The 23,288-nt window shown below is 65.4% G+C and carries 26 protein-coding genes; 7 read left to right on the top strand and 19 right to left on the bottom strand.

The window, feature by feature from the left end:
• Positions 1-6: 6 nt before the first annotated feature.
• On the bottom strand, positions 7-1,155 hold the full coding sequence (locus N511_RS0108125; RefSeq protein ID WP_027678840.1) for an ABC transporter substrate-binding protein: 1,149 nt from the start codon (positions 1,153-1,155) through the stop codon (positions 7-9).
• A 155-nt stretch (positions 1,156-1,310) separates the two neighbouring features.
• On the bottom strand, positions 1,311-1,916 hold the full coding sequence (locus N511_RS0108120; protein WP_027678839.1) for a short chain dehydrogenase: 606 nt from the start codon (positions 1,914-1,916) through the stop codon (positions 1,311-1,313).
• Between the two features lie 107 nt (positions 1,917-2,023).
• On the opposite strand from N511_RS0108120, the gene crgA reads away from it, so the two are divergent.
• Both crgA and N511_RS0108110 read left to right on the top strand, forming a co-directional pair.
• Positions 2,024-2,932 carry a LysR family transcriptional regulator CrgA gene (gene crgA, locus N511_RS0108115; RefSeq protein ID WP_027678838.1) on the top strand — a complete coding sequence of 303 codons (909 nt, stop codon included), beginning with the start codon at positions 2,024-2,026 and terminating at the stop codon, positions 2,930-2,932.
• 5 nt (positions 2,933-2,937) lie between these two features.
• Positions 2,938-3,153, top strand: a complete 216-nt coding sequence (locus N511_RS0108110) for a DUF3820 family protein (RefSeq protein ID WP_027678837.1) — start codon at positions 2,938-2,940, stop codon at positions 3,151-3,153.
• A 12-nt stretch (positions 3,154-3,165) separates the two neighbouring features.
• Here N511_RS0108110 and N511_RS0108105 read toward each other — a convergent pair whose 3' ends face one another.
• A complete protein-coding gene (locus N511_RS0108105; RefSeq protein ID WP_027678836.1) occupies positions 3,166-4,062 on the bottom strand; it encodes a LysR family transcriptional regulator in 897 nt (298 codons plus the stop codon).
• Between the two features lie 105 nt (positions 4,063-4,167).
• On the opposite strand from N511_RS0108105, the gene N511_RS0108100 reads away from it, so the two are divergent.
• A complete protein-coding gene (locus N511_RS0108100) occupies positions 4,168-5,136 on the top strand; it encodes an SDR family oxidoreductase (RefSeq protein WP_027678835.1) in 969 nt (322 codons plus the stop codon).
• On the opposite strand, the gene N511_RS0108095 is transcribed toward N511_RS0108100, so the two are convergent.
• Complete coding sequence (locus N511_RS0108095; protein WP_027678834.1) at positions 5,122-5,673, bottom strand: phosphonate degradation HD-domain oxygenase; 552 nt, start codon at positions 5,671-5,673, stop codon at positions 5,122-5,124. The genes N511_RS0108100 and N511_RS0108095 overlap by 15 nt on opposite strands.
• A gap of 169 nt (positions 5,674-5,842) precedes the next feature.
• On the opposite strand from N511_RS0108095, the gene N511_RS0108090 reads away from it, so the two are divergent.
• Complete coding sequence (locus tag N511_RS0108090) at positions 5,843-6,220, top strand: cupin domain-containing protein (RefSeq protein ID WP_027678833.1); 378 nt, start codon at positions 5,843-5,845, stop codon at positions 6,218-6,220.
• Here N511_RS0108090 and N511_RS0108085 read toward each other — a convergent pair.
• Together N511_RS0108085 and N511_RS0108080 are read right to left on the bottom strand one after the other, a co-directional pair.
• Positions 6,210-6,968 carry a sulfite exporter TauE/SafE family protein gene (locus N511_RS0108085; RefSeq protein WP_027678832.1) on the bottom strand — a complete coding sequence of 253 codons (759 nt, stop codon included), beginning with the start codon at positions 6,966-6,968 and terminating at the stop codon, positions 6,210-6,212. The two genes, N511_RS0108090 and N511_RS0108085, sit on opposite strands and share 11 nt — an antisense overlap.
• A 22-nt stretch (positions 6,969-6,990) precedes the next feature.
• Positions 6,991-7,428 carry a hypothetical protein gene (locus N511_RS0108080; RefSeq protein ID WP_027678831.1) on the bottom strand — a complete coding sequence of 146 codons (438 nt, stop codon included), beginning with the start codon at positions 7,426-7,428 and terminating at the stop codon, positions 6,991-6,993.
• A 119-nt stretch (positions 7,429-7,547) separates the two neighbouring features.
• Here N511_RS0108080 and N511_RS0108075 point away from each other — a divergent pair, with 119 nt between their 5' ends.
• Positions 7,548-7,799, top strand: coding sequence for a hypothetical protein (locus tag N511_RS0108075; protein ID WP_027678830.1), 252 nt, complete (start codon positions 7,548-7,550; stop codon positions 7,797-7,799).
• A 233-nt stretch (positions 7,800-8,032) separates the two neighbouring features.
• Here N511_RS0108075 and N511_RS0108070 read toward each other — a convergent pair whose 3' ends face one another.
• From N511_RS0108070 to N511_RS0108030, 9 genes are all read right to left on the bottom strand, one after another.
• Positions 8,033-9,019, bottom strand: coding sequence for a branched-chain amino acid ABC transporter permease (locus N511_RS0108070; RefSeq protein ID WP_027678829.1), 987 nt, complete (start codon positions 9,017-9,019; stop codon positions 8,033-8,035).
• Between the two features lie 14 nt (positions 9,020-9,033).
• Positions 9,034-9,918 (bottom strand): branched-chain amino acid ABC transporter permease, encoded by an 885-nt coding sequence (locus N511_RS0108065; RefSeq protein WP_009239536.1) that lies wholly within the window; start codon positions 9,916-9,918, stop codon positions 9,034-9,036.
• 80 nt (positions 9,919-9,998) lie between these two features.
• Positions 9,999-11,207, bottom strand: a complete 1,209-nt coding sequence (locus N511_RS0108060) for an ABC transporter substrate-binding protein (RefSeq protein ID WP_027678828.1) — start codon at positions 11,205-11,207, stop codon at positions 9,999-10,001.
• A 75-nt stretch (positions 11,208-11,282) separates the two neighbouring features.
• Positions 11,283-12,023: an ABC transporter ATP-binding protein gene (locus N511_RS0108055; RefSeq protein WP_027678827.1), complete on the bottom strand. Its 741-nt coding sequence runs from the start codon at positions 12,021-12,023 to the stop codon at positions 11,283-11,285.
• Positions 12,024-12,117: 94 nt separating this feature from the next.
• Positions 12,118-12,888, bottom strand: a complete 771-nt coding sequence (locus N511_RS0108050) for an ABC transporter ATP-binding protein (RefSeq protein ID WP_027678826.1) — start codon at positions 12,886-12,888, stop codon at positions 12,118-12,120.
• A 245-nt stretch (positions 12,889-13,133) separates the two neighbouring features.
• Positions 13,134-14,768 (bottom strand): GMC family oxidoreductase, encoded by a 1,635-nt coding sequence (locus N511_RS0108045; RefSeq protein ID WP_027678825.1) that lies wholly within the window; start codon positions 14,766-14,768, stop codon positions 13,134-13,136.
• A 68-nt stretch (positions 14,769-14,836) separates the two neighbouring features.
• Entirely contained in the window at positions 14,837-15,706 is an 870-nt protein-coding gene (locus N511_RS0108040) for an alpha/beta hydrolase (protein WP_027678824.1), read from the bottom strand.
• 75 nt (positions 15,707-15,781) lie between these two features.
• Positions 15,782-16,240: a Cu(I)-responsive transcriptional regulator gene (gene cueR / locus N511_RS0108035; RefSeq protein WP_027678823.1), complete on the bottom strand. Its 459-nt coding sequence runs from the start codon at positions 16,238-16,240 to the stop codon at positions 15,782-15,784.
• Positions 16,237-18,459: a heavy metal translocating P-type ATPase gene (locus N511_RS0108030; RefSeq protein WP_027678822.1), complete on the bottom strand. Its 2,223-nt coding sequence runs from the start codon at positions 18,457-18,459 to the stop codon at positions 16,237-16,239. Before N511_RS0108030 ends, cueR begins: the two co-directional genes overlap by 4 nt.
• Positions 18,460-18,604: 145 nt before the next feature.
• On the opposite strand from N511_RS0108030, the gene N511_RS0108025 reads away from it, so the two are divergent.
• Positions 18,605-18,817, top strand: a complete 213-nt coding sequence (locus N511_RS0108025) for a heavy-metal-associated domain-containing protein (protein WP_027678821.1) — start codon at positions 18,605-18,607, stop codon at positions 18,815-18,817.
• A 65-nt stretch (positions 18,818-18,882) separates the two neighbouring features.
• Here the strand turns inward: N511_RS0108025 and N511_RS0108020 are convergent, their stop codons facing one another.
• The 4 genes from N511_RS0108020 to N511_RS0108005 form a co-directional block, all read right to left on the bottom strand.
• Positions 18,883-19,611 carry an OmpW/AlkL family protein gene (locus N511_RS0108020; RefSeq protein WP_027678820.1) on the bottom strand — a complete coding sequence of 243 codons (729 nt, stop codon included), beginning with the start codon at positions 19,609-19,611 and terminating at the stop codon, positions 18,883-18,885.
• Positions 19,612-19,814: 203 nt separating this feature from the next.
• Entirely contained in the window at positions 19,815-20,816 is a 1,002-nt protein-coding gene (locus N511_RS0108015) for a delta(1)-pyrroline-2-carboxylate reductase family protein (protein ID WP_027678819.1), read from the bottom strand.
• Positions 20,817-20,850: 34 nt separating this feature from the next.
• The gene (locus N511_RS0108010) at positions 20,851-21,615 is read right to left on the bottom strand and encodes a lysoplasmalogenase (RefSeq protein WP_027678818.1); all 765 of its coding nucleotides are present in this window, start codon (positions 21,613-21,615) and stop codon (positions 20,851-20,853) included.
• A gap of 93 nt (positions 21,616-21,708) precedes the next feature.
• On the bottom strand, positions 21,709-22,185 hold the full coding sequence (locus tag N511_RS0108005; RefSeq protein ID WP_027678817.1) for an Lrp/AsnC family transcriptional regulator: 477 nt from the start codon (positions 22,183-22,185) through the stop codon (positions 21,709-21,711).
• 138 nt (positions 22,186-22,323) lie between these two features.
• Between N511_RS0108005 and phhA the strand changes: the two genes are divergently transcribed.
• Positions 22,324-23,268 (top strand): phenylalanine 4-monooxygenase, encoded by a 945-nt coding sequence (gene phhA, locus N511_RS0108000; protein WP_027678816.1) that lies wholly within the window; start codon positions 22,324-22,326, stop codon positions 23,266-23,268.
• Positions 23,269-23,288: the final 20 nt, after the last annotated feature.

Here is a 23,288-nt window from a genome sequence, read left to right as displayed (position 1 = left end):
ACATCGTCAATTCTGCAGCTTCCACTTGCCGTCCTTGATTTCGACCATGACGCGCGAGCGCTGGTCCAGACCAAGGTGGTCCTTCGCGTTCATATTCATCACGCCGTGCGAGATCGCCAGATTGGTCGTCGTCTCCATCGCGTCGCGCAATCCCTTGCGGAACGCCGGCGTGCCCGGTTGGCCCTTTTTCAGCGCTTCCGGCATCGCGTTGGTGAGCAACAAACCGGCATCCCACATGTGGCCGCCGAAGGTGGAGACTTGTCCGCCGTACGTCTTCTCATATGCCGTCTTGTACGCCAGCGCCGGCTTCTTCACCGGGTTGCTGTCCGGCAGCTGCTCGGCCACCAGGATCGGGCCCGCCGGCAGGAACGTGCCTTCGCAGTCCTTGCCGCACACACGCAGGAAGTCGGCGTTCGCCACGCCGTGCGTCTGATACAGCTTGCCCTTGTAGCCCCGCTCCTTGAGCGCGCGTTCGGGCAGCGCGGCCGGCGTACCTGAGCCTGCGATCAGCACTGCATCCGGATTGGCCGCCATGATCTTCAGCACCTGGCCCGTCACCGACGTATCGGTGCGCGCAAACCGCTCGTTGGCGACAACCTTCAGCTTGCGCAGCCCCGCCACCTTGTCGAACTCCTGCGCCCACGAATCGCCATAGGCATCGGCAAAGCCGATCAGCGCGACGGTCTTTACGCCATGGTTTGCCATGTGCTCGGCAATGGCCGTTGCCATGTGGGAATCGTTCTGCGGCGTCTTGAAGACCCACGCGCGCTTGGCGTCCATCGGCTCGACGATCCGCGCGGAGGCGGCCAGGGTGATCATCGGCGTTTCGTTCTCGGCCACCACGTCGACCATCGCCAGCGAGTTGGGCGTGACAGTCGAACCGATCACCAGGTCGACCTTGTCTTCGGTGATGAGCTTGCGCGTGTTCTTGACGGCGGTGGTCGTGTCAGACGCATCGTCGAGCACGATGTACTCGACCTTCTTGCCGGCGATTTCCTTGGGCAGCAGCGCCACGGTGTTCTTCTCGGGAATCCCCAGCGACGCCGCCGGCCCGGTGGCCGACACCGTGATGCCGACCTTCACCTGGGCGAATGCCGTACCGGCCAACAGCGCCGTCGCGGCGAATGCAATGCGGGATGCGCGCGATACCTTCATGCCGTCTCCTGAGATAGGTCGAGCGGGTCTGCGCCCGCCCTGAATCTGCGATTGACCGACCGATGGGTCGGGGATGAACGAGTCTAGAAGGAGTCACGCCACGCGGGCAAGGGGGAGATACCCCGAAACTTAACGTGTTCACGACCTGGGCGGACTCAGCCCACGCGATACACCCGGCCGCTCTGCACGCCCTCCACGCTGCGCCGATACGCCAACGCCGCGCGTGCTGCCGAGACCGGCTCGAAGCCCGGGAAGAACGGGCCATATGCCTCCATGGATTCGGTCAGCACCGTCGGGCTCACAGCGTTGATGCGGATGCCGCGCGGCAGCTCGCACGCGGCGGCGCGCACAAAGCCCTCCACCCCCGCGTTCACCGCAGTGGCGTTGGCGCCTTGTGCGATCGGCTCCTGCCCCACGATGCCGGTCGTCAGCGTGATCGAGCCGCCGTCGTTCAGATAATGCTGACCGACCAGCGCCAGGCGCACCTGGCCGAGCAGCTTGTCCTGCAGGCCCACGTTGAAATCCGCGGCCGTCATCTTGGTCAACGGCCCGAAGAACAGATTGCCCGCGGTGGAGACGATGGCGTCGACCCGACCGAGCCTGTCGAACAGCGCTGCCACGCTGTCTGCGTTGGTGATGTCGACTTGATGTTCGCCCTGCGTGCGGCCGACGCGGATGATTTCGTGCGTACCGCCCTGCTCCAGTTCTGCCACCACGGCGCGGCCCAGTGTGCCGCTGGCGCCAATCACGACGATTTTCATGCTGTGCTCCTTCGCAAATCCGGTTGGAATGGCGCCTATTCTTGGCCGAACCCCTCATGCGATAAAGCCGTGATACCTTCGGGCATTCCAAATCAATGGTTCGGAATATGGACAAGCTGCGCAGCATGGAGACCTTCGTTGCCGTGGTCGAAGGCGGCAACTTCACCGAGGCGGCGGCGCGGCTCGAGATGTCCGCGGTGATGGTCGGCAAATATGTGAGCGCTCTGGAGACGCAACTGGGCGCACGCCTGCTCCAGCGCAGCACGCGCCGCCAAAGCCTGACCGACGCCGGCCGCGTGTTCTACGAAGATGCCAAGCGTGTGCTGGAACAGGTGCGCTGGGCGGAAACGTCCGTCGAACGGCTGCGCGCGTCGCCTTCGGGCACGCTGCGCGTGAGCGCGCCGACCACGTTCGGCGCGTGCGTGATCGCACCACTGGCCGCGACCTTCCAGCAGGCGCATCCGCAGGTGCGCGTGGAGTTGAACCTCAGCAACAGCATGGTCGATCTCGTCGACGAAGGGTTCGATCTCGCCGTCCGCATCGGGCCCCTGGGCGATGCCGATCTGGTGGCCAAGCCGCTGTGCGTGTATCGCATGGTCATCTGCGCGTCGCCGGAGTATCTGGCGCGGTACGGCCGACCGGAAACGCCGGCCGACCTGCCGCAGCATCGCTGCCTGTCGCACATGGTGTGGAACAACCGCAATGCGTGGCAGCTTGCCGGCTGGAGCGGCGCCACGCCCTGGCGCGACGACCCGGCCTTCACCTGCAACGACGGCCATGGCTTGCGCGCGGCAGCGGTTGCCGGTGCGGGCCTGCTGCTGCAGCCCGAAGTGCTCGTCGCCGAAGACCTGGCCAGCGGCCGACTCGTGCGCGTGCTGCAAGCGTATGCGCCCGAGCCGCGGCCGATTCATGTCGTGTATCGGCAGGATCGGCGGCCGCTGCCGAAGCTCTCCGGTTTTGTGGGGCATTTGTTGGAGCAGGTGCCCACGTTCGTCCCCGCATCGGCGGCACAATAGCGCCCATGAACCCCGAAGACCTCCAACGCCTCGTCACCACGCAAATGCCCTTCGGCAAGTACAAGGGCCGCCTGATTGCCGACCTGCCGGGCCATTACCTCAACTGGTTCGCGCGCGAGGGCTTTCCGCCGGGGCAGATCGGCCGCTTGCTGGCGCTGATGCAGGAGCTGGATCACAACGGCCTGAAGGGTCTGCTCGACCCACTGCGCCAGGGCCGCTGACAACGCGATCGATCAATCGCCGTTGATGTAACGCAGCAGCCCCGTCGCCAACGCATCAAACACGACGCGGCAGCGCGGGCTGTCACGCAGGTCTTCGTGCATGGCGAGCCAGGTGTCGAGCGTGATGGAGACCTGACTGCCGAACAGCCGAACCAGATCTGCGTTGTGCCGCACCAGGCCCACCTGGCAGAAGCCGATGCCAAAGCCGGCGCGCAGCGCAGCAATTGCAGCCAGGTCACTGTCGGTGCGCAGTGCGAAGCGGTTGCGTTGGATCCACGGGAACTGTGCTCGCACGCTGCGCAGGAATGCGTTCTCCTTGTCGTAGCCGATCAACGTGTGGCCAGCGAGTTCTTCCACCGTGGTTGGCGTGCCGCGCTGTGCCAGATAGCGCTGGTGCGCAAACAGCCCCAATTCAATCTCCCCCAAGTGCCGCGCGACGAGCACGCCCTGGCTCGGTGGCTGCATGCGCACGGCGATGTCCGCCTCGCGGCGCAACAGGTCTTCCATCCGGTTCGAAGGCACCAGCTCGAGCGTCAGCTCCGGATAGGCGGCGTGCAGATCGGCGAGGATGGGCGGCAGCACCTCCACCGCCACCACCTCGCTGGCGGTGATGCGCACGGTGCCGCGCACGCCTTCGCCCTGGCTGGACGCGGCGCGCAGCAAGGCGGCGCTCGTGGCTTCGAGCGATTCCGCAAACGGCCGCAGCGATAGCGCAGTTTCTGTGGGGCTCAGTCCCTGCTGCGTTCGGATGAAGAGCGACATGCCCAGCGCACGTTCGAGCGCATCGACATGCCGCCCTGCCGTGGGCTGCGTCAGCCCCAGTGCGCGGGCGGCGCCCGACAGCGATCCTTCTCGCACAACAGCAAGAAACGTCCGATACAGCTCCCAGCCGGGCTCAGTTCCGTTCATACAAATTCGTATAGCTGCACGCTTATCATCAACAATTCCATTGAAGCACAGTCGCGCCCAGAATGCGTCCATCGCAACGCTCTCCCACACTTCAGGAGCACGGTCATGGAACAGGCAAACCAACAGGCAAAACGCATCGCATTGGTACTGGGCGCCACCGGCGGCATCGGCGGTGAAGTGGCCCGTCGGCTGGTGGCACGCGGCTGGCATGTCCGGGCGCTGCAGCGCAATCCGGAGGCGCTGACGAACCGCAACACCGCGTTCGAATGGATTCGCGGCGACGCGATGGTGCGCGAAGACGTGGTCGGCGCGGCGCAAGGCGCGGAACTGATCATCCACGCCGTCAACCCGCCGGGCTACCAGAACTGGGCCGGGCTGGTGCTGCCGATGATCGACAACACCATCGCCGCCGCCCGTGCTTCAGGAGCGCGCATCGTGCTGCCGGGCACGGTGTACAACTTTGCGCCGGACACGTTTCCCCTGCTGCGCGAAACGACTGCGCAGGCACCGCTCACGCGCAAGGGCAAGATCCGCGCAGAGCTGGAGCGCCGCATGCAGGCCGCCAGCGCAGACGGCGTGCGCAGCCTGATCGTGCGCGCCGGCGATTTCTTCGGGCCGCAAACCGGCAACACGTGGTTTGCCGGCGCGCTGGTCAAGCCGGGCAAGCCCGTCCGCACCGTCACGCAGCCCGGCGCCGCGGGCATCGGCCATCAATGGGCATACCTGCCGGACGTGGCCGAAACGATGCTGCGTCTTGTCGAGCAAGGCGACCGTCTGCCGAACTTTGCCGTCTACCACATGCGCGGTCACTGGGATGCCGACGGCACGCAGATGGCCGCCGCGATTGGCCGCGCGGTGGGCCGCCCGGTCAAGACGCGCGCCTTCCCGTGGTGGCTGATGCCTGCGCTGGCGCCGTTCTCGGAGATGCTGCGCGAGATGCGCGAGATGCGATACCTGTGGCAATACCCGGTGCGCATGGACAACGCCAAGCTCGTGCAGGCACTCGGCGCCGAACCGCACACGCCGTGGGACGAAGCCGTGGGCGCGACGCTGCGCAGCCTAGGCTGCCGCTGAAACCCGCGCGGCCGTCGCCAGGAAGTGCGCAAGATCAGGCGTGCGCTGCCCGGCCACCTTGGCGAGGTCGTCCCACTGGCGCAGCTGCAGCGCATCGGCGGCGTACGGACGCTGCATGAAGGCCTCGGCTTCCTGCGCCGAAAACACGCCGCCCTGCAGCGCCAAGCTCCGTACGGAATCGGCTGAGAGGCGCGCGTAGTAATGCGCATCCATCGCGCACAGGCAGCGCTTGGCATCCACATGCAGGCGGATCGGCTCGAGCACGGCATCGGAAAACGTCGCACGCAGAAACGGCAGCGCAAAGTACTGGTGCTGATCGTCAATGCCGTGGGCGGTCGGCGTCTCGCCCTGCAGGTTCAGCAAATGACCGAGGTCGTGCAGCAGCGCCGCCGTGATCAGCGCATCCGACGCGCCGGCCGCCTCCGCCAACGCCGCCGTCTGCAGGGCATGTTCGCGTTGCGTGACGGGCTCGCCGCTGTAGGCAATGTTGCCGTGGCGGTCGAACAGCGTGCGGATGTCGTCGAGACTCAGGGCCATGATGCTGCGCGGGCAAATGCAGAACCTTGCAGCGTAGCCCGCTCGTGCGGCAACACGGTGACAACGCACCGCGCATTAGCCCGCGTGATCGGCGCGATTAGAAAGTTTGGTTGGGAATGCACGGCGCCCGCCCTTATCTTCAGTGCCTTCCCACACATCGGAGCGCATCATGCTCGCAGGACACGCCGTACAGGTCACGCAGGCGCTGGAACAGGTCACGGACTATTGGTCGCCGCGCGTCGTCGGCCAGGTCAACGACCAATACATCAAGGTCGCCAAGCTCAAAGGCGAGTTCGTCTGGCATGACCACCCGAATGAAGACGAGCTGTTCTTCGTGGTCTACGGCCACCTGAAAATCGCTTTCGAAGACCGCGCCGATGTGCACCTCGGCCCCGGCGAATTCTGCGTCGTGCCGCGCGGCGTGCGTCACTTTCCGGTGGCCGACGAAGAATGCGGAATCATGCTGATCGAAACCGTAACCACGCAGCACACGGGCGATGTCGTTACCGAGCGCAGCGTCGCGCTCGAGAAGCAACTCAACGGATGAAGGCGTCGTAAGCCGTCTTCAAAATCAACGCCAGCACCACCACGATGAACACCTTGCGCACGAAGCGGCTGCCGTGCCGCAGCGCGAGGTGGCTGCCGACCTGATTGCCGGCGACGTTGGCAACCGCCATCACCAGGCCGAGCTGCCACCAGACGTGCCCCTTGGCGGCCAGCAGCAACAGCGCAGCCACGTTGGTCGCCAGATTGACGATCTTGGTAGACGCCGACGCATGCAGGAAGTCGTACCCAAACACGCGCACGAACACGATCATCAGAAAGCTGCCGGTGCCCGGGCCAAACACGCCGTCGTAGAAACCGATGGCCGCGCCGGCAAGCAACGCCGCCGCGCGCTCGCGCCAGCCCTTGAGGCTCGGGGCGTGATCGGCGCCCAGATTCTTCTTGGCCACCGTGTAGACGAGCAGCACCGCCAGCACGAACGGCAGCGCACGGCGCAGCGGCTCGGCCGGAATATGCGTGAGCGCCCACGCGCCGAGCAGCGAAAACACAAACGCCGTGACCACCGCCGGCGCCGTCGCGCCCCAGTAGATGCGCACCGTGCGGCCGTAGCGCACCGCCGCCGTCGCCGTGCCCGACATCGACGCGACTTTGTTGGTGCCGATGAGCGTGGCGGGCGCGATGTTCGGATACGCCGAGAACAGCGCGGGAATCTGCACCAGGCCGCCGCCACCGGCCACGGCATCGATCAGGCCGGCCAGAAAACCGGCCACGGCGAGCAAAGCGAATTCCATCAGAGAAACGAAACGGGAAGGATTAGCCCAGCGACTTGGGCGACGGACGTGCGCTGCGCCGCCAGCAGCCCAATGCGTCGGGCGCAAAGCCGAGCGCTGCGGCGTCTTCAGCCGAGAGCGCCACGGGCGGCAACAGGACGTGGAGTATGCCATGTGCCCTGGCGTACTCATTGACGGCCGCCAGGGCCGCATCGCGCGCGGCCGCGTCGCCGGAAAGCACCATCACGCCGACCGGCAACCACGCCACCAAACCGCCCAGCGCCAGATGCGGCACGAGCGTGATCGGCGCCACGCCGGCCAGCTCTTCACCCATTTCAACAAGGAAGCACGGATGCACGCTCGGATGGGCGAGCAGCGTATCGATGGCATGCGCCAACTGCAGCGGCGGCGCGGTCGACGCGACGGCGGCCAGCAATCGCGGCCGGTCTTCGGGCGTGGCAAGGCGAGTGGACAAGGTCATGGGCGGCTCAGGCGAAGGCGCCATTGTCATGCAGTGCGCGCATAGGCGTCGACACCGAATGCATTTCTCTTGTGAATGGGCGCGAACCAGAATGGATGCGTCATCCCTTGGAGCCCGCCATGGCCGATCCGACCCGCGCCCTCACCCTGCAATTGCTGCAGTCGCTGGCCGAGCGGCCGCGGCCCTACGCTGAAGTGCTGGAAACGTGGCGGACGTCGTGCCCGCGTTTGTCGATCTGGGAGGATGCCTGCATCGACGGGCTGGTGGACTGCGTGCCCGACTCCGCGCCGGGGCTGCAGTTGGTGACGGTCAGCGCCCGGGGCCGTGCACTGCTGGCCGGCGCCCTGGCGGAAAGCGAGCGCACAAACTAAAAGGCCCTGCCGGGGATCGCCTGGCAGGGCCTTCATCTATTTTGCATCTCCACCGTACGTGCGGTGTGTGCTGTCGTCTCCTCGCTCCCGCCTCATTTATCTCGTGCGAAAACCGTAACGCGACTGTAAAAGATGCACCGCAATGCAGCAACTAGAGCAAACCCTTACGGTGCATCAGGCACCAAGATCAGCCGTTCGGGTGAAATTTGCCGGCATCTTCGGGCATTGTGGCGTCAACGTCGCAACCAAGGCACGCGCGCCGCAATTTCGCCCATGATGCCGCGGCGGAACGTCAGCACGCAGATCACGAAGATCGCGCCCGTCACCGTGGTGACCGATTCGCCGAGGATATTGAAGCCCTCGATGCCGGTGGCACCGGCCAGGAAGCTGCCGATGTCGCCGAGCTTGTTTTCCAGTGCAATCACCAGCGCGGCGCCCAGCAGCGGGCCGGACAGGATACCGAGGCCGCCGACCAGCGTCATCAGGATGACCGAGCCGGACATCGACCAGTGCACATCGGTGAGCGTCTCGAAGCCGAGCACCAGCGTCTTCAGCGCACCGGCCAGGCCCGTGAGCGCCGCCGACAGCACGAACGCCAGCAGCTTGAAGCGATCGGTGTCGTAGCCGAGGGACGTGGCGCGCGGCTCGTTCTCCTTGATCGCCTTGAGAATCTGCCCGAACGGCGAGTGGATCGTGCGCACGATCAGCAGGAACGCCGCGACCACGATCACAAGCACCACGTAGTACAGCGTCATGTCCGACGACAGGTCCAGCACGCCGAACAGCTTGCCGCGCGGCACGCCCTGCAGGCCATCTTCACCGCCGGTGAACGGCACCTGCAAGCAGAAGAAGTACAGCATCTGCGCCAGCGCCAGCGTGATCATGGCGAAGTAGATGCCTTGGCGGCGGATGGCCAGCAGGCCGACGACCAGACCGATGAACGCGCCCGCTGCGGTGCCGGCCAGCAAGCCAAGCTCAGGCGTGACGTGCAGGTCGCGCATCATGTAACCGGCCACGTAGCCCGCGCCGCCAAAGAACGCCGCATGCCCGAACGACAGCAGGCCGGTGTAGCCCAGCAGCAGGTTGAAGGCAGAAGCAAACAGCGCAAAGCACAGCAGCTTGGCGACGAACACCGGATACGCGCCCACCAGCGGCGCGGCAATCAGCGCCACCAGAAGCAGGCCGTACAGGACGTATTTGAGGGAAGAGGAATTGGTCATGTTGGCCGCGCCGCTCATTTCTCTTTACCGAACAGGCCCGCCGGACGCACCAGCAGCACCAGCACCATGATCACGAACACCACGGTCGCCGACGCCTGTGGATAAAACACCTTGGTCAGCCCTTCGATCACGCCCAGGCCGAGGCCGGTGACGATCGAGCCGAGAATCGACCCCATGCCGCCGATCACCACCACCGCAAAGACGGTGATGATCATGCTCTGCCCCATCAACGGCGAGATCTGGATGACCGGTGCCGCCAGCACGCCCGCAAACGCCGCCAGCGCCACGCCAAAACCGTAGGTGAGCGTGACCATCAGCGGCACGTTCACGCCAAAGGCTTCGACCAGCTTCGGGTTCTCGGTGCCGGCGCGCAGGTACGCGCCCAGCTTGGTCTTCTCGATCATGAACCACGTGGCGAAGCACACCGCCAGCGACGCCACCACCACCCACGCGCGATAGTTGGGCAGCATCATGAAGCCGAGGTCGGTGGCGCCCTGCAGCAGCTGGGGCGTGTCGTACGGCAGGCCCGAGACGCCGTAGATGGCGCGGAACACGCCTTCGATGACGAGCGTCACGCCCAGCGTGAGCAGCAGGCCATAGAGGTGATCGAGCTTGTAGATGAACCGCAGCAGCGTGCGTTCGATCACCACGCCCAGCAGGCCGATCACCAGGGGCGACAGCACCAGCATCGCCCAGTACGGCACGCCCAGGTACGAGAAGCCCATCCACGTGAGCACCGCGCCCAGCATGAACAGCGCCCCGTGCGCAAAATTGATGACGTTGAGCAGCCCGAAGATGACCGCAAGGCCCAGGCTCAACATCGCATAGAAGGAACCGTTGACCAGACCCAGCAGCAGCTGGCTGAGCATGGCCGGTAGCGGAACGCCGAAAATTTCCATCGCGGTCAGGAGAAGAACGCCAACACAACGTTGATGGCGCCGCCCTCCACACGGACGGCGGCGCCGGATTGCCTACGCTTTTATTTCTTCATCAGCGAGCACTTCGACTCGGCCGGCGTGGTGAAAGCCTGCTCGCCCGGGATCGTCGCCACGACCTTCAGGTAATCCCACGGCTTCTTCGATTCGGCCGGCGACTTCACCTGCAGCAGGTACATGTCGTGGATGGCACGGCCGTCCTGGCGGATGGTGCCCTTCGTGTAGAAGTCGTCGATCTTGGTCTTCTTGAGCTGCGCGATGACCTTGTCCGGATCGTCCGTGCCGGCAGCCGCCACGGCCTTGATGTAGTTCGACACCGCCGAGTAATCCGCCGCCTGCAGGCTGCTCGGCATCTTCTTCATCTTCATGAAGTAGCGGTTGGCGAACTTGCGCGTGGCGTCGTTCATGTCCCAGTACCAGCTGTCGGTCATCAACAGGCCTTCGGCCGTCTGCAGGCCCAGGCTATGCACGTCGTTGATGAACATCAGCAGGCCGGCGATCTTCATCGACTTGGTGATGCCGAATTCCTTGGCCGCCTTGATCGAGTTGATCGTATCGCCGCCGGCATTGGCCAGGCCCAGGATCTGCGCCTTGGACGACTGCGCCTGCAGCAGGTACGACGAGAAGTCCGACGCCGACAGCGGGTGCTTGACCGAACCCACCACCGTGCCGCCGTTGGCCTTGACCACGGCCGTGGTGTCGTTCTCCAGCGAATGGCCGAAGGCGTAGTCGGCAGTCAGGAAAAACCACGACTTGCCGCCCTGCTTGACCACCGCACTGCCCGTGCCCTTGGCCAGCGCCACGGTGTCGTATGCATAGTGGATCGTGTACGGCGTGCACTCTTCGTTGGTCAGGCGCGCCGTGCCCGCACCGATGTCGATGAACACGCGCTTCTTCTCAGAGGCCACCTTGTTCATCGCCAGGCCCGTGGCGGAGTTCGTGCCGCCCAGCAGCATGTCCAGGCCTTGCTGGTCCATCCATTCACGCGCCTTCGATGCGGCAATGTCGGCCTTGTTCTGGTGATCGGCCGTCACGAGTTCGATCGGCTTGCCCAGCACCTTGCCGCCCGCATCCTCGATCGCCATCTTGACCGCCTCGACACCGCCCTGCCCGTCGATGTCGGCATACAGACCCGAGAGATCGGTGATGTAGCCGATCTTCACCTTGTCGCCGCTCACCTGCGCATGCGCGCCGAATGCAGCCGCGCCCAGCCCTACCGCCATCAATGCACCAGCCAGCTTCTTGAGTGTCATGGTCTTGTCTCCTGTGTCGTGCGCGCCGCGGATCACGCTGGCGCATGGGTCTTGCAAGTCGATCGGGAAAACGTCTTACACGCCGAGCAGTTCGTGCAGCACCGGCATCTTGTCCTGCAGTTGCGCCGCCTCGAAACGCTCGACGATGCGGCCGTGTTCCATCACATAAAAGCGATCTGCCAGCGGCGCGGCAAAGCGGAAGTTCTGCTCCACCATCACGACCGTATAGCCGCGCTTCTTAAGCATCAGAATCATGCGGGCCAGCGCCTGCACGATCACCGGAGCAAGGCCCTCGGAAATCTCGTCGAGCAGCAACAGGTTCGCGCCCGTGCGCAGGATGCGCCCGACCGCCAGCATCTGCTGCTCGCCGCCCGACAGGCGCGTGCCCTGGCTCTGGCGGCGCTCGGCCAGGTTCGGGAACATCTCGTAGATTTCTTCGATGCTCATGCCGGCATTGCCGGTCTTGGCCACCTGCCCCTTCAACACCGGCGGCAGCATCAGGTTTTCTTCGCACGAGAGGCTCGAGAAGATGCCGCGCTCTTCGGGGCAATAACCGATGCCGCAGTGGGCGATCTTGTGCGTCGGCAGGTCGATCGTTTCGACGCCCTGGCCGCTTGCGTCGTGCACGACGATGGAGCCCTTGCGCGTGCCCACCAGGCCCATGATGGCGCGCAGCGTGGTGGTGCGGCCCGCGCCGTTGCGGCCGAGCAGCGTGACCACCTCGCCGCGGTTCACGGTCAGGTCGACACCATGCAGGATGTGCGATTCGCCGTACCAGGCGTGCAGGTCCTTGATCTGGAGCGCGGGCGTGCTCATGCAGTGTTCTCGTGTGTTCGGGTCTAGCGTTCGCTTACGTTTGATATGCGGCGTGCAGCGGCGTCGCGTGATCGATCAACGTCGATCAGTCGGCTCAATGGCCTTCCAGTGCCGCATCGGCGGTGCCCATATAGGCTTCCATCACCTGCGGGTTCTTCGAGACGTCTTCGTACGGGCCTTCGGCCAGGATCTGGCCGCGCTGCAGCACCGTGATCTTGTCGGCGATGGACGACACCACGTTCATGTTGTGTTCGACCATCAGAATCGTGCGGCCCTGCGCGACGCGCTTGATCAGCTCCGTCACGCGGTCCACGTCTTCGTGGCCCATGCCCTGCGTGGGCTCGTCGAGCAGCATCAGCTCCGGCTCCATCGCCAGCGTGGTGGCAATCTCCAGCGCGCGCTTGCGGCCGTAGGGCAACTCCACCGTCACGGTGTGCGCAAACTCCGTCAGGCCCACCTGTTCGAGCAGCTCCATCGCGCGCGCATTCAGCGTGTTGAGCGATTGCTCGCTGCGCCAGAACGCATACGCCGTACCGAGCTGCCGCTGCAGCCCGACGCGAACGTTTTCCATCACCGTCAGATGCGGAAACACAGCGGAGATCTGGAACGAGCGGATCACGCCGCGGCGCGCGATCTGCGCCGGTTTTTCCGAGGTGATATCGACACCGTTGAACAGAATCGTGCCGCGCGTGGGCACCAGGAATTTGGTCAGCAGGTTGAAACAGGTCGTCTTGCCGGCACCGTTCGGGCCGATGAGCGCATGGATGGACCCACGCTGCACGCGCAGGTTGACGTCGGACACGGCGGTAAAGCCCTTGAAGCCCTTGGTCAGTCCGCGCGTTTCGAGAATGATGTCCTGCACCATGATTCCCTGTTGTCTCCCGCCCTTTTTATGGTGCGGATGATTGTCAACGGCTGTTGCGTTGCAAAACATCGGGGTTTTTACCGAGACGATTACACCTCGCTTACGCCCCGGAAACCCGCACCGGCATTGGCTTTCCGCCTCAGACGGGTGCGTTACGTAGAGTTACCTATCGGGGCAATGCGGATTGCGTATTCATAGGACACGGGCGGTGTGTCACGCCCGTGTCATCGGTGCTGGAGCCGGCGTCAGGCTGGCACGGCCTCGCCGCGGGCACGGGCCTTGCGCGCGGCACGGATCATCTCGCTCGCCTTCTCCGCAATCATGATCGTCGGCGAGTTGGTATTGCCCGAGGTAATCGTCGGCATGACGGACGCATCAACCACCCGCAGCCCCTCGATCCCTCGCACGCGCAGTTGGGCGTCGACCACCGCGTTTGCATCATCGGCGCGCCCCATGCGGCACGTGCCGACCGGGTGGAAGATGGTCGTGCCGATCTCGCCGGCGGCGCGGGCAAGTTCCTCGTCGGTTTGGAACGCCGCGCCAGGCAGGTACTCCTCGGGCTTGTACTGCGCCAGGGCCGGCTGCGCGACGATGCGGCGCGTGAGGCGCAGCGAGTCGGCCGCGACCTTGCGGTCTTCCTCTGTGGACAAGTAGTTCGGCGCGATGGTCGGCGCCGCAAACGGATCGGCGGATGTGACATGCACCGTGCCGCGCGAGGTCGGCCGCAGATTGCACACGCTCGCGGTAAACGCATTGAACGCGTGCAGCGGATCGCCGAACTTGTCGAGCGACAGCGGCTGCACGTGGTATTCCACATCGGGCCGCGAAACATGCGGATTCGAGCGCGCGAACACGCCGAGTTGCGACGGCGCCATGCTCATCGGCCCGCTCTGGTTGAACGCGTATTGCATGCCGATGAGCGCCTTGCCCCACCAGTTGGAGGCACGCGTGTTGAGCGTGGGCACGCCGTTCACCTTCACCACACTGCGCAACTGCAGGTGGTCCTGCAGGTTCTCTCCGACGCCCGGCAACGCCTGGCGCACCGGAATGCCGAGCGCCTGCAGACGCTCCGGCTGGCCAATGCCGGCCAGCTCCAGCAATTGCGGCGAGTTGATCGCGCCCGCCGACAGGATCACCTCTTCGCGCGCGGCCACGGTGTAGTCCTGCCCTGCGCCGCGATACGTCACGCCAGTGCAGCGCTTGCCGTCAAACGTCAGCGCCCGCACCTGCGCGCCCGTCACGATGGTCAGGTTCGGCCGCTGCGATGCCGGGCGCAGAAAACCCTTGGCCGTATTCCAGCGGATGCCGCGCTTCTGGTTGACCTCGAAGTAGCCGACGCCGAAGTTGTCACCGCGGTTGAAGTCGCTCGTGCGCGGGATGCCCGCCTGCACAGCCGCTTCGATGAAGGTCTCGAGCACCTGCCAGTGCAGGCGTTGCGGCTCGACGCGCCATTCGCCGTTTGCACCGTGCCACGCGTTCGCGCCGCCGTGATGGTTTTCACTGGCCTTGAACAGCGGCAGCACCGCATCCCACTTCCATGAATCATCACCGGTGATGGCAGCCCAGCCGTCGTAGTCTTCGCGCTGGCCCCGCATGTAGATCATGCCGTTGATCGACGAGCAGCCCCCCAGCACGCGGCCGCGCGGATAGCCGAGCGAGCGACCGTTCAGCCCGGGCTCTTCGCGCGTGCGATACAGCCAATCGGTGCGCGGATTGCCGATGCAATACAGATAGCCGACGGGGATGTGGATCCAGTGGTAATCGTCCTTGCCACCCGCTTCGAGCAGCAGGACGGAAACGTCGGGGTCGCGGGTCAGCCGGTTCGCCAGGACGCAGCCTGCGGAGCCTGCGCCGATGATGATGTAGTCGTAGGTATCCATGTCTCCGTGCTTCTTTTCCTTGGTGTTATTGGTTTTTATTTTTTGTGGTGCAACCAATTCACTTCAAATCAAATCCGCGAAGCCAGCCACTCCGTCATCTTTCCAAACACCTCACTGCGCAGCGGCTCGGCTTCGTTGAAGATCTCGTGATACCCGTTGTCGAACCACGCCAAGGTCCGCAAGTCTTCCGGCGCATTCGCATAGAAATCGCGGCTGCCGGAGGGATCGACAATCGCATCTGCGCCGCCGGCCATCAGCAGCATCGGCGCTTCCAGGCGCGGCGCATCCTGTTGCGCCTGCGTGATCGCATTGAGCATGAACTCCAGCAATGATGCGCTGATCGTGCCCTGCACCAGCGGGTCTGCGCGATAGGCGGCGGCGATGCTCGGATCGTGCGAAAGCTTGGCCGGATCAACGGGATTGGGTACCGGCAACCGCGGCGCGATGGCGGAGAGAATCCCCCGCACGATGCCCGCCCCGGGCGGCAATTTCACGCGCAGCGCGGGCGATGACAGCAGCACGCCACGCACGGGCCGGATGCGCGCCGTGGTGAAGCGCGCGACGATCAATCCGCCCATGCTGTGGCCGAGCACGAACGGCATCTCGTGCCATTCGGCGACGGCGGCATCGACGATTTCTGCGAGATCGGTTAGGTAGTTGTCTTGCGCGTCGAGCGCCATGCGCGGGCCGCCGCTCTTGCCGTGGCCGCGCAGGTCGAAGGCCCGTACGCGCAGGCCAAGGTCGGTGAGCACCTTGGCCACATGGGGATAGCGGCCGCTGTGTTCGGCCATGCCGTGAACGAGGATGACGGTGCCGCGCGGCTCGCCGATGTCGGGCGCAGGCAACCAGATGCGGACCAGCAGTTCAGTGCCGTCCTTCATGCGCTGGCGGCTTTCCAGCGCTGGATGGGCGGTGACCTGTGCGGGGGCTTGCGTCATCGGCGTCTCCTCCTTGGGTTGCCAGATTGTGGCATAGACGCCGCCTGTCGCAATCTGCGTCGGTAGAGCGCTCCGTCAGTGGCAGCAGGTATCGGCGTCGCCGCCTTCACCGCCCTCGCCGGCCACGCTCTGGAGGATCGGACAATCGGGGCGGTCATCACCGTGGCAGGCGTTGGCAAGCGTCATGAGCGTGTCGCGCATGCTTTGCAACTCGCTGATGCGCGCATCGAGATCCGCCACGTGGCGCAGGGTGACGGCCTTCACATCGGCGCTGGCGCGTTCGCGATCGTTCCACAACGAAAGCAGCGTGCGGATTTCTTCCAGCGCGAAACCCAGCGAGCGGGACCTGTGGATAAACCGCAGCACATGCAACGCCCGCGCGTCGTACATGCGGTAGTTGCCTTCGGTGCGCGGGCTGGGCGGCAGCAGGCCGATGCTTTCGTAGTAACGGATCATCTTGGCCGATACGCCGCTGGCCTTCGCGGCCTCGCCAATGTTGACCGGTCCTTTGTCGATGAGAGGGGTGCGCGTCATGCGTTGTCTCCGGTGGCGCGCCAGCGGCGCAGCATCAGCGCATTGGTGACCACGCTGACGCTGGAGAACGCCATAGCCGCGCCGGCAAATGTCGGGTTCAGCAAGCCGAATGCCGCCAGCGGAATGCCCACCACGTTATAGATGAAGGCCCAGAACAGGTTCTGGCGGATCTTGGCCACGGTGCGGCGCGAGAGGTCCAGTGCGTCGCTCACCAGACGCGGCTCGCCGCGCATGAGCGTGATGCCGGCGGCCTGCATCGCCACATCGGTGCCGGTGGCCATGGCGATGCCGACATCGGCCGCAGCCAGCGCAGGCGCGTCGTTGATGCCATCGCCGACCATCGCCACCACATGGCCGCCCTGCTGCCATGCCGTCACACGCGCGGCCTTGTCTTGCGGCAGCACTTGCGCGGCCACCTCATCGATGCCGAGTGCCTGCGCCACGCTGCGTGCTGCGCCAGCGTTGTCGCCGGTCACGAGCGCGGTGCGCACGCCGCGCGCCTGCAGCGCGGACACGGCCTCCTTCGCGCCGGGCTTGAGCGCATCGCCAAAGCCAATCAAGCCGCGCAACTGCAGGCCGCCTTCATCACGCTGCGCAAGCCACGAGACGGTGTTGCCTTGCGCCTCCAGCGCATCGGCGCGCGCTTGCAATGCGCTGCGATCCAGCCCCAGTTCATCCATCCACCGCGCATTGCCGAGTTGCAGCGATACGCCATTCACGATGCCCCGCGTGCCGCGTCCGGCCAGCACTTCCGGCGATTGCGCGGGCGTGACAGCGCGACCGCGCTCCTTGGCATAGTCGCGCGTGGCCTGTGCCAGCGGGTGCGTGTTCTCGGCCTGCAGCGCGGCAAGCTGGTCGAGCAGCGTGTCGGCATCAATGCCGGATGCCGCTTCCACCGCCGTGACGCGCGGCTGGCCGACGGTAAGCGTGCCCGTCTTGTCGAAGACAACGAAATCGACTTGTTGGGCGCGTTCCAGCGCCTGCGCGTCCGCAATGAGAATGCCGCGCCGCGCGCCCGCACCCGTGCCAGCCATGATGGCGGACGGCGTGGCAAGGCCGAGCGCGCACGGGCAAGCGATCACCAGCACCGCCACGGCGTTGACGATGGCCGTCTCCCACCCTGCACCAGCGATGAACCAACCCGCCAGCGTCAGCAACGCCGCCACCAGGACCGCAGGCACAAAGATGGCGCTCACGCGGTCGACCAGTTGCTGGATCGGCGGCTTGGCGGCCTGCGCGTCTTCTACGAGGCGGATGATGCGCGAGAGCATCGTGTCTGCGCCGATGGCCGTGGTGCGCACGAGCAGCACGCCGTCGGTGGCGATGGCGCCGGCGGTCACGCGGTCGCCTTCACGCTTGGGCACGGGCAGGCTTTCGCCGGTCAGCATGGATTCATCGACGTGGCTCGCGCCTTCCAGCACCACCGCATCCACGGGGATGCGTTCACCGGCGCGCACGGACACCACGTCGCCCACGCGCACCTGCGCAACGGGGGTATCGCGCAGCGTACCGTCGGCACCGCGCACGCGAGCGGTGTCAGGGCGCAGCGCCTGCAGGGCGCGGATGGCCTGGGCAGTCTGGCGCTTGGCACGCACTTCCAGCCACTTGCCAAGCCGCACCAGCGTGATGACCACGGCGGCGCTCTCGAAGTACAGGTGCGGCGCATGGTGCATCCCGTCCGCCCCGGCGCGCCACCACAGCCACAGCGACAGCCCATACGCCGCCGACGTGCCAAGCGCCACCAGCAGATCCATATTGCCGGCGCCCGCACGCAGCGCCTTCCAGCCGGCTTTGTAGAAGCGCGCACCAATGACGAACTGCACCGGCGTCGCCAGCAGCCACTGCACCCAGGCCGGCAGCATCCAGTCGCGGCCGAACCAGCCCGCGATCATCGGCAACACCAGCGGCACAGACAGCGCGGCGGCAATCCACACGGGGCCGGCACCGCCCCAGAAATCGGGTTCGGCAGCAGCAGGCGCGGCGGTTTCGTCGGAAGCGACGCGCGCCTCATAGCCCGCCGCGGTGACGGCAGCGACCAGCGCATCGCGGGCCGCCCCACCCTGCACCCGGGCGCGCTCGGTCGCGAGATTCACGCTGGCCTCGGTCACGCCCGGCACGGCGCGCAAGGCGCGTTCGACGCGGCCCGCACAGGCGGCGCAGGTCATCCCACTGATATCCAGATCGGTGGAAGTCACGTCGGGAAGGCTGGCGGCAGTCATGGAAGCGTCCGTTTTGAAGGAGATGGCATCAGCCTAGACCTTCCCATCTTGGTAAGGTCAAGCTCCATTTTACGCTTGCGCTTCCCACGATGGGAAGGTTCATACTGCTGCCGTGATTCACCCTTCCCTCTTTCAGGAGCCAACCATGACGACGTCTTCCACGACCTTTTCCGTGACGGGCATGAGCTGCGGCCACTGCGTATCGGCCGTCACGCGGGCGGTGCAGCAGGTCGATGCCGGCGCCAATGTGCAGGTCGACCTCGACAAGCAGACTGTGGCCGTCACCAGCGGCGCCAGCGCCGATGCGGTCAAGGCTGCCATCGAGCAAGCCGGCTACCCGGTCAAAGCTTTTGCCTGAGCCGGGCGTCGACAACAAAAAAGGCGTGCCGCTGTGGCACGCCTTTTTGTTTGCGCGGAAGCCGCTTAGAAGCGGTAGCCGACGTTCAGGAAGGTCACGACCGGGTTGATCTTGATCTTCGCTTCGCTCTGAATGTGCACGCCGTTGATCAGCGTGGTGTCGATCTTGGCCGTGGTCTTCAGCGGCAGATAGGACACCGACAAGCCAACGAACCAATCCTTGGTGATGGCGTAGGTCGCGCCCACGTTCAGCACCGGATTCAGCGAGCTGTCGGTCGTCACATTGCTCTTGCTGCCCGGCGTGCCGCGGCCCAGGACTTGGTTCTGGAACGCGCTGCTGGTGATCTTCTCGTCGGAGAACCAGGTGTAGTTCAGGCCGGCGCCGACATACGGACGGAACTTGCTGTCCGCGCTGAAGAAGTACCACTTGGCCAGCACAGCCGGGCTCCATTGCTTGGCCGAACCGATTTCGCCATAGCCGGAGAACGAGCCGGTGCCTTCAATCTTGTGGCGCGGCGGAAGGCCGCCAACCAGTTCGACTGCGAGGTTGTCGGTGAAGAAGTGTGTAAAGGCGAGACCAACGGTGTCGGCTTCCTTGATCTTCGCGCCGGTGTTCGGCACCGATTGATTGACGGGTGCACCGCCAACGCTGTTGACGAACAGCGGGTCGCTCGAGCTATTCGGCATCACGCGGAACCAGCCGAGGCTGACGATGTTGCTGCCGGCAGCCTGTGCGTGTGCGGCGGTGGCGAGGATCATCCCGGCGGCGGCCGCCAGTGCTTTTTTATAGGCCATCTCTGTATGTGCTCCTGTGTCAGACGCATCCGTTACCAACGTGTTGACACGTTTGCGGTGCGTTCTAAGTCTCCTCCCAGGCGGAAGGGATGGCCATTATCCCGTGTGATTGCCTTGACTAGAACCCTTTTTCTAGAGGTTTCCTGTTACAACGTGTGCGCTCGATCGGCCTGCGACGGGCTTCTCCAGCACATGCCCAATTTTTAAACAGCTTTGGACTTGGACAGCGCGAGCACGCACGCGGCCAGATCCCACAGGGCACTGCCGACGCTTTTGAACACCACCGGCGACACCGGCGCGGGCTGCGTCAGTGTGTCCGGCGGCGCGTCGACGCACTGTTGTAACGGCCGCACACGCGACCACGGCACGCCAGCCTGCAGCAGGTCGCCGGCCTCCGCTTCCAGGTCGACGAGGGTGTCGGCATACAGCCGATCGACGGCGGCGGCATGCACGCACAAGCGCGGCGGCAGCTCGGCCATGTCGGGCCGAAAGGCGCCAACAGCCGCGATGAAGTGATGCGCGCCCCACGCATAGCCCCCAGGTTGACCTGCATCGCCCAAGTCAGGAAGCACCGGTTGCGATGACGGCGTGGCGGTAATCACCAGCGACGTCTGCGGCAATGCCGCGCGGGCCGCATCCGCCACGCCGGCCGCATCACCGCCCGCCAGCGCGGTGGCGTCCATGCCCAGGGCGCGTGCGTAGTACGCCAGCCCATCGGCGCTGCCAGCCGTGCGCGCGATGATGGTGACGCGTCGCGTGCCCAGCCCGAAGCGGAAGGCTTCCAGGTGCGCACGCGCCTGGGCTCCGGCCCCGATCAGCAGCAGATCCCCCGCCGGCTCAGGTGCCAGCAAGCGCGCCGCCAGCAACGACACGGCGGCGGTGCGGTGCGCGGTCACGGTCGGGCCATCCAGCATCAGCCGGCGCTCGCCGGTGCGGGCGTCCATCACCACGACCTCGCCGTGAATGGCTGGCAAGCCCTGGCCAGGGTTGTGCGGGTGCACGGTGATCATCTTGGTGATGGCGATGTCGGCATTGGCCGCCGGCATCAGGAGCAGACTGCCGCCGCCCGCCACGGGCATCACAAGACGCGCCGGTGCCTGGGCGCGGCCGGCGCGTGCGTCGCGCAACACCTGGGCGATGGCATCGGCCAACGCAGCGTAAGGCAGGCGGGCTGCCGTGGTGGCAGCGTCGAGGGTCTCCAGCATCGGGCTCCCGCAGCGGAAGAAACGTCGGACGGACTTATGCAGCGGCGCGGCGCGGCGGTGGTGTGCGGCGCGTGAGCAATCCCGCGCTGATGAGCAGCTGCGCAGCGGCGTAGCTCCACCAGATCGCCAGCTCGTGGTCGGTGAACGGAAAGACGAACACGCTGATGCCGATCATCGCGTCGGAAGCCGCGAAGGCGAGTGCGCCCCACGCCGTCAGCGGCCCCGGCAGGCGCGCCAGCAATGCCGCGCACACCATCGCCGACAGCACGACCATGTAGGCGATCACCGGCCCCTTCAGTTCGCCCAGGCCCGGCCAGTACCACAGCAGCATGCCGATGGCCACGCCGATCATCACGCCGACACCGATCATGCGGATGGCCGACGACACGCCGCGCAGCCCCACCAGCACCCGCAGATAGCACAGATGCGCCAGCAGGAAACAGCCCAGCCCGGCCATGAACGAGAACGCGAACCCCGGCAGAGCGAGCCACAGATCCCCGAACGCGGAAAACACCATGGCGCCGATCAGCCAACGCCGCTCACGTGGAATTTCGTGCAGCGAGGCCGCGCGCGCCAGCAGCAACGCCATCAGCATTTTCCACAGCGGCTGCGCGACGATGCGACCGACCAGCGGCGTGCCCGGCGGGACTTCCACGGCCACCATGGTCAGCATGCCGCCGTAGGTGACGCCCGCCACGGCAGCAGCCACCCACCACGCGCGAACCCGTGCCGGCATGCCGTAGCCGCCTGACAGATGCGCCGACGCGTGCGCCGGATGCGTGGTGTGTCCTTCAACCATCGTGGTCTCCCGCCAAACAGAGGCGATTCATATCAGCAAAGTGATGTCGGCTTGCAGCGTGACACGCCGCGCACCCTGGCGCAAGGCGCGCATCTACCCACCAAGGTGGGATAGCGGCAACGCGCCATCCCGCTTCAAGGCCGTCAATACGATATTGGAACGGACATTGTCCACGCCCGGCACACGCATCAGCTTGCGCATGACGAATTCCGACAGCGCGGGCAGATCGGGCACCACCACGCGCAGCATGTAGTCGGCATCACCCGCCACGGAATAGCACTCCTGCACCGCGTCGAGCAGGCTGATCTCTTCGCGAAAGCGTTCGACGATGGCGTCGCCGTGGTGCGCCAGCTTGACGCTCGCGAACACCGTCACGCCCAGCCCCAGCCCGGTCGGCGAGAGCACCACGCGGTAGCCCTCGATCACGCCTTCCGATTCAAGCCGCGCCAGCCGCCGCCCGACCTGGCTGGCAGACAGGTGGACTTGCTCCGAGAGCTGCTGATGCGTCGCGCGGCCATCGCGCTGAAGGGCCGCGAGCAGGGCCAGATCGAAGGTATCAAGCGAAATCATGCACATCTCCTGCGTTCACAGGCAGCATTCTGCATGATTTCCGCAAACGAGGCGCAATGGACCACCGTTTTGCGGCCAACCCGCGTGGCCCCGCCCCTACACTGGCGGGACTCTGATTGCACGAGATCGACATTACCAATGGACATCGCAACCACCGCCCCCGACGCAGCGCAAAACGCCGCTCCGGCTGGCTTCAACGGCACACTGACCGACAAGCTGCGCGAGCAATTCGCCGAAGGCCTGGACGGCCAGACGCTGCGCGCCGACTTCACCATGCAGCAGCCGGTGCACCGCTACACCGCCGCCGACCATGCCACGTGGCGCACGCTGTACGACCGCCAGGAAGCGCTGTTACCGGGCCGCGTGTGCGATGAATTCCTGCAAGGCCTGTCGACGCTGGGCATGAGCCGCGACGCCGTGCCGTCTTTCGACGAACTCAACGAAACCCTGATGCGCGCCACCGGCTGGCAGATCGTCGCCGTGCCGGGCCTGGTGCCCGACGAAGTGTTCTTCGATCACCTCGCCAACCGCCGCTTTCCCGCAAGCTGGTGGATGCGTCGCCCCGACCAGCTCGATTACCTCCAAGAGCCGGATTGCTTCCACGACATCTTTGGCCACGTGCCGCTGCTGATTAACCCGATCTTTGCCGACTACATGGAAGCCTACGGCAAGGGGGGCCTGAAGGCCGCTCGCCTGGGCCAGCTCGACATGCTTGCGCGCCTGTACTGGTACACGGTGGAATTCGGCCTGATCCGCACGCCGGCCGGCCTGCGCATCTACGGCGCGGGCATCGTGTCGAGCAAGAGTGAATCGGTGTACGCGCTGGATTCGGCCAGCCCGAACCGCATCGGCTTCGACGTGCGCCGCATCATGCGCACGCGCTACCGCATCGACACGTTCCAGAAGACCTACTTCACGATCGACAGCTTCGAGCAGCTGTTCGACGCCACGCGTCCGGATTTCACGCCGCTGTATGAAGAACTCGCCGCGCTGCCGACCATCGGTGCGGGCGACGTGGTGGATGGCGATCTGGTATTGAACGTGGGCAACCGCGAAGGTTGGGCAGACACGGCGGACATCTGAGCGCAGAGCGTGGCGCGCTG

Source organism: Ralstonia sp. UNC404CL21Col (assembly GCF_000620465.1).
GTDB lineage: Bacteria > Pseudomonadota > Gammaproteobacteria > Burkholderiales > Burkholderiaceae > Ralstonia > Ralstonia flatus.
This window is presented reverse-complemented; position numbering and strand designations above follow the sequence as displayed.

What these genes read in the sequence shown, in the direction of transcription:
- N511_RS0108030 (WP_027678822.1), bottom strand. Translation starts at nt 18,459, where the DNA reads ATGACTGCCGCCAGCCTTCCCGACGTGACTTCCACCGATCTGGATATC.
- crgA (WP_027678838.1), top strand. Translation starts at nt 2,024, where the DNA reads ATGGACAAGCTGCGCAGCATGGAGACCTTCGTTGCCGTGGTCGAAGGC.
- N511_RS0108005 (WP_027678817.1), bottom strand. Translation starts at nt 22,185, where the DNA reads ATGATTTCGCTTGATACCTTCGATCTGGCCCTGCTCGCGGCCCTTCAG.
- N511_RS0108075 (WP_027678830.1), top strand. Translation starts at nt 7,548, where the DNA reads ATGGCCGATCCGACCCGCGCCCTCACCCTGCAATTGCTGCAGTCGCTG.
- N511_RS0108125 (WP_027678840.1), bottom strand. Translation starts at nt 1,155, where the DNA reads ATGAAGGTATCGCGCGCATCCCGCATTGCATTCGCCGCGACGGCGCTG.
- N511_RS0108055 (WP_027678827.1), bottom strand. Translation starts at nt 12,023, where the DNA reads ATGAGCACGCCCGCGCTCCAGATCAAGGACCTGCACGCCTGGTACGGC.
- cueR (WP_027678823.1), bottom strand. Translation starts at nt 16,240, where the DNA reads ATGACGCGCACCCCTCTCATCGACAAAGGACCGGTCAACATTGGCGAG.
- N511_RS0108010 (WP_027678818.1), bottom strand. Translation starts at nt 21,615, where the DNA reads ATGGTTGAAGGACACACCACGCATCCGGCGCACGCGTCGGCGCATCTG.
- N511_RS0108060 (WP_027678828.1), bottom strand. Translation starts at nt 11,207, where the DNA reads ATGACACTCAAGAAGCTGGCTGGTGCATTGATGGCGGTAGGGCTGGGC.
- N511_RS0108100 (WP_027678835.1), top strand. Translation starts at nt 4,168, where the DNA reads ATGGAACAGGCAAACCAACAGGCAAAACGCATCGCATTGGTACTGGGC.
- N511_RS0108085 (WP_027678832.1), bottom strand. Translation starts at nt 6,968, where the DNA reads ATGGAATTCGCTTTGCTCGCCGTGGCCGGTTTTCTGGCCGGCCTGATC.
- N511_RS0108090 (WP_027678833.1), top strand. Translation starts at nt 5,843, where the DNA reads ATGCTCGCAGGACACGCCGTACAGGTCACGCAGGCGCTGGAACAGGTC.
- N511_RS0108110 (WP_027678837.1), top strand. Translation starts at nt 2,938, where the DNA reads ATGAACCCCGAAGACCTCCAACGCCTCGTCACCACGCAAATGCCCTTC.
- N511_RS0108105 (WP_027678836.1), bottom strand. Translation starts at nt 4,062, where the DNA reads ATGAACGGAACTGAGCCCGGCTGGGAGCTGTATCGGACGTTTCTTGCT.
- N511_RS0108025 (WP_027678821.1), top strand. Translation starts at nt 18,605, where the DNA reads ATGACGACGTCTTCCACGACCTTTTCCGTGACGGGCATGAGCTGCGGC.
- N511_RS0108040 (WP_027678824.1), bottom strand. Translation starts at nt 15,706, where the DNA reads ATGACGCAAGCCCCCGCACAGGTCACCGCCCATCCAGCGCTGGAAAGC.
- N511_RS0108080 (WP_027678831.1), bottom strand. Translation starts at nt 7,428, where the DNA reads ATGACCTTGTCCACTCGCCTTGCCACGCCCGAAGACCGGCCGCGATTG.
- N511_RS0108045 (WP_027678825.1), bottom strand. Translation starts at nt 14,768, where the DNA reads ATGGATACCTACGACTACATCATCATCGGCGCAGGCTCCGCAGGCTGC.
- N511_RS0108065 (WP_009239536.1), bottom strand. Translation starts at nt 9,918, where the DNA reads ATGGAAATTTTCGGCGTTCCGCTACCGGCCATGCTCAGCCAGCTGCTG.
- N511_RS0108070 (WP_027678829.1), bottom strand. Translation starts at nt 9,019, where the DNA reads ATGACCAATTCCTCTTCCCTCAAATACGTCCTGTACGGCCTGCTTCTG.
- N511_RS0108095 (WP_027678834.1), bottom strand. Translation starts at nt 5,673, where the DNA reads ATGGCCCTGAGTCTCGACGACATCCGCACGCTGTTCGACCGCCACGGC.
- N511_RS0108020 (WP_027678820.1), bottom strand. Translation starts at nt 19,611, where the DNA reads ATGGCCTATAAAAAAGCACTGGCGGCCGCCGCCGGGATGATCCTCGCC.
- phhA (WP_027678816.1), top strand. Translation starts at nt 22,324, where the DNA reads ATGGACATCGCAACCACCGCCCCCGACGCAGCGCAAAACGCCGCTCCG.
- N511_RS0108015 (WP_027678819.1), bottom strand. Translation starts at nt 20,816, where the DNA reads ATGCTGGAGACCCTCGACGCTGCCACCACGGCAGCCCGCCTGCCTTAC.
- N511_RS0108120 (WP_027678839.1), bottom strand. Translation starts at nt 1,916, where the DNA reads ATGAAAATCGTCGTGATTGGCGCCAGCGGCACACTGGGCCGCGCCGTG.
- N511_RS0108050 (WP_027678826.1), bottom strand. Translation starts at nt 12,888, where the DNA reads ATGGTGCAGGACATCATTCTCGAAACGCGCGGACTGACCAAGGGCTTC.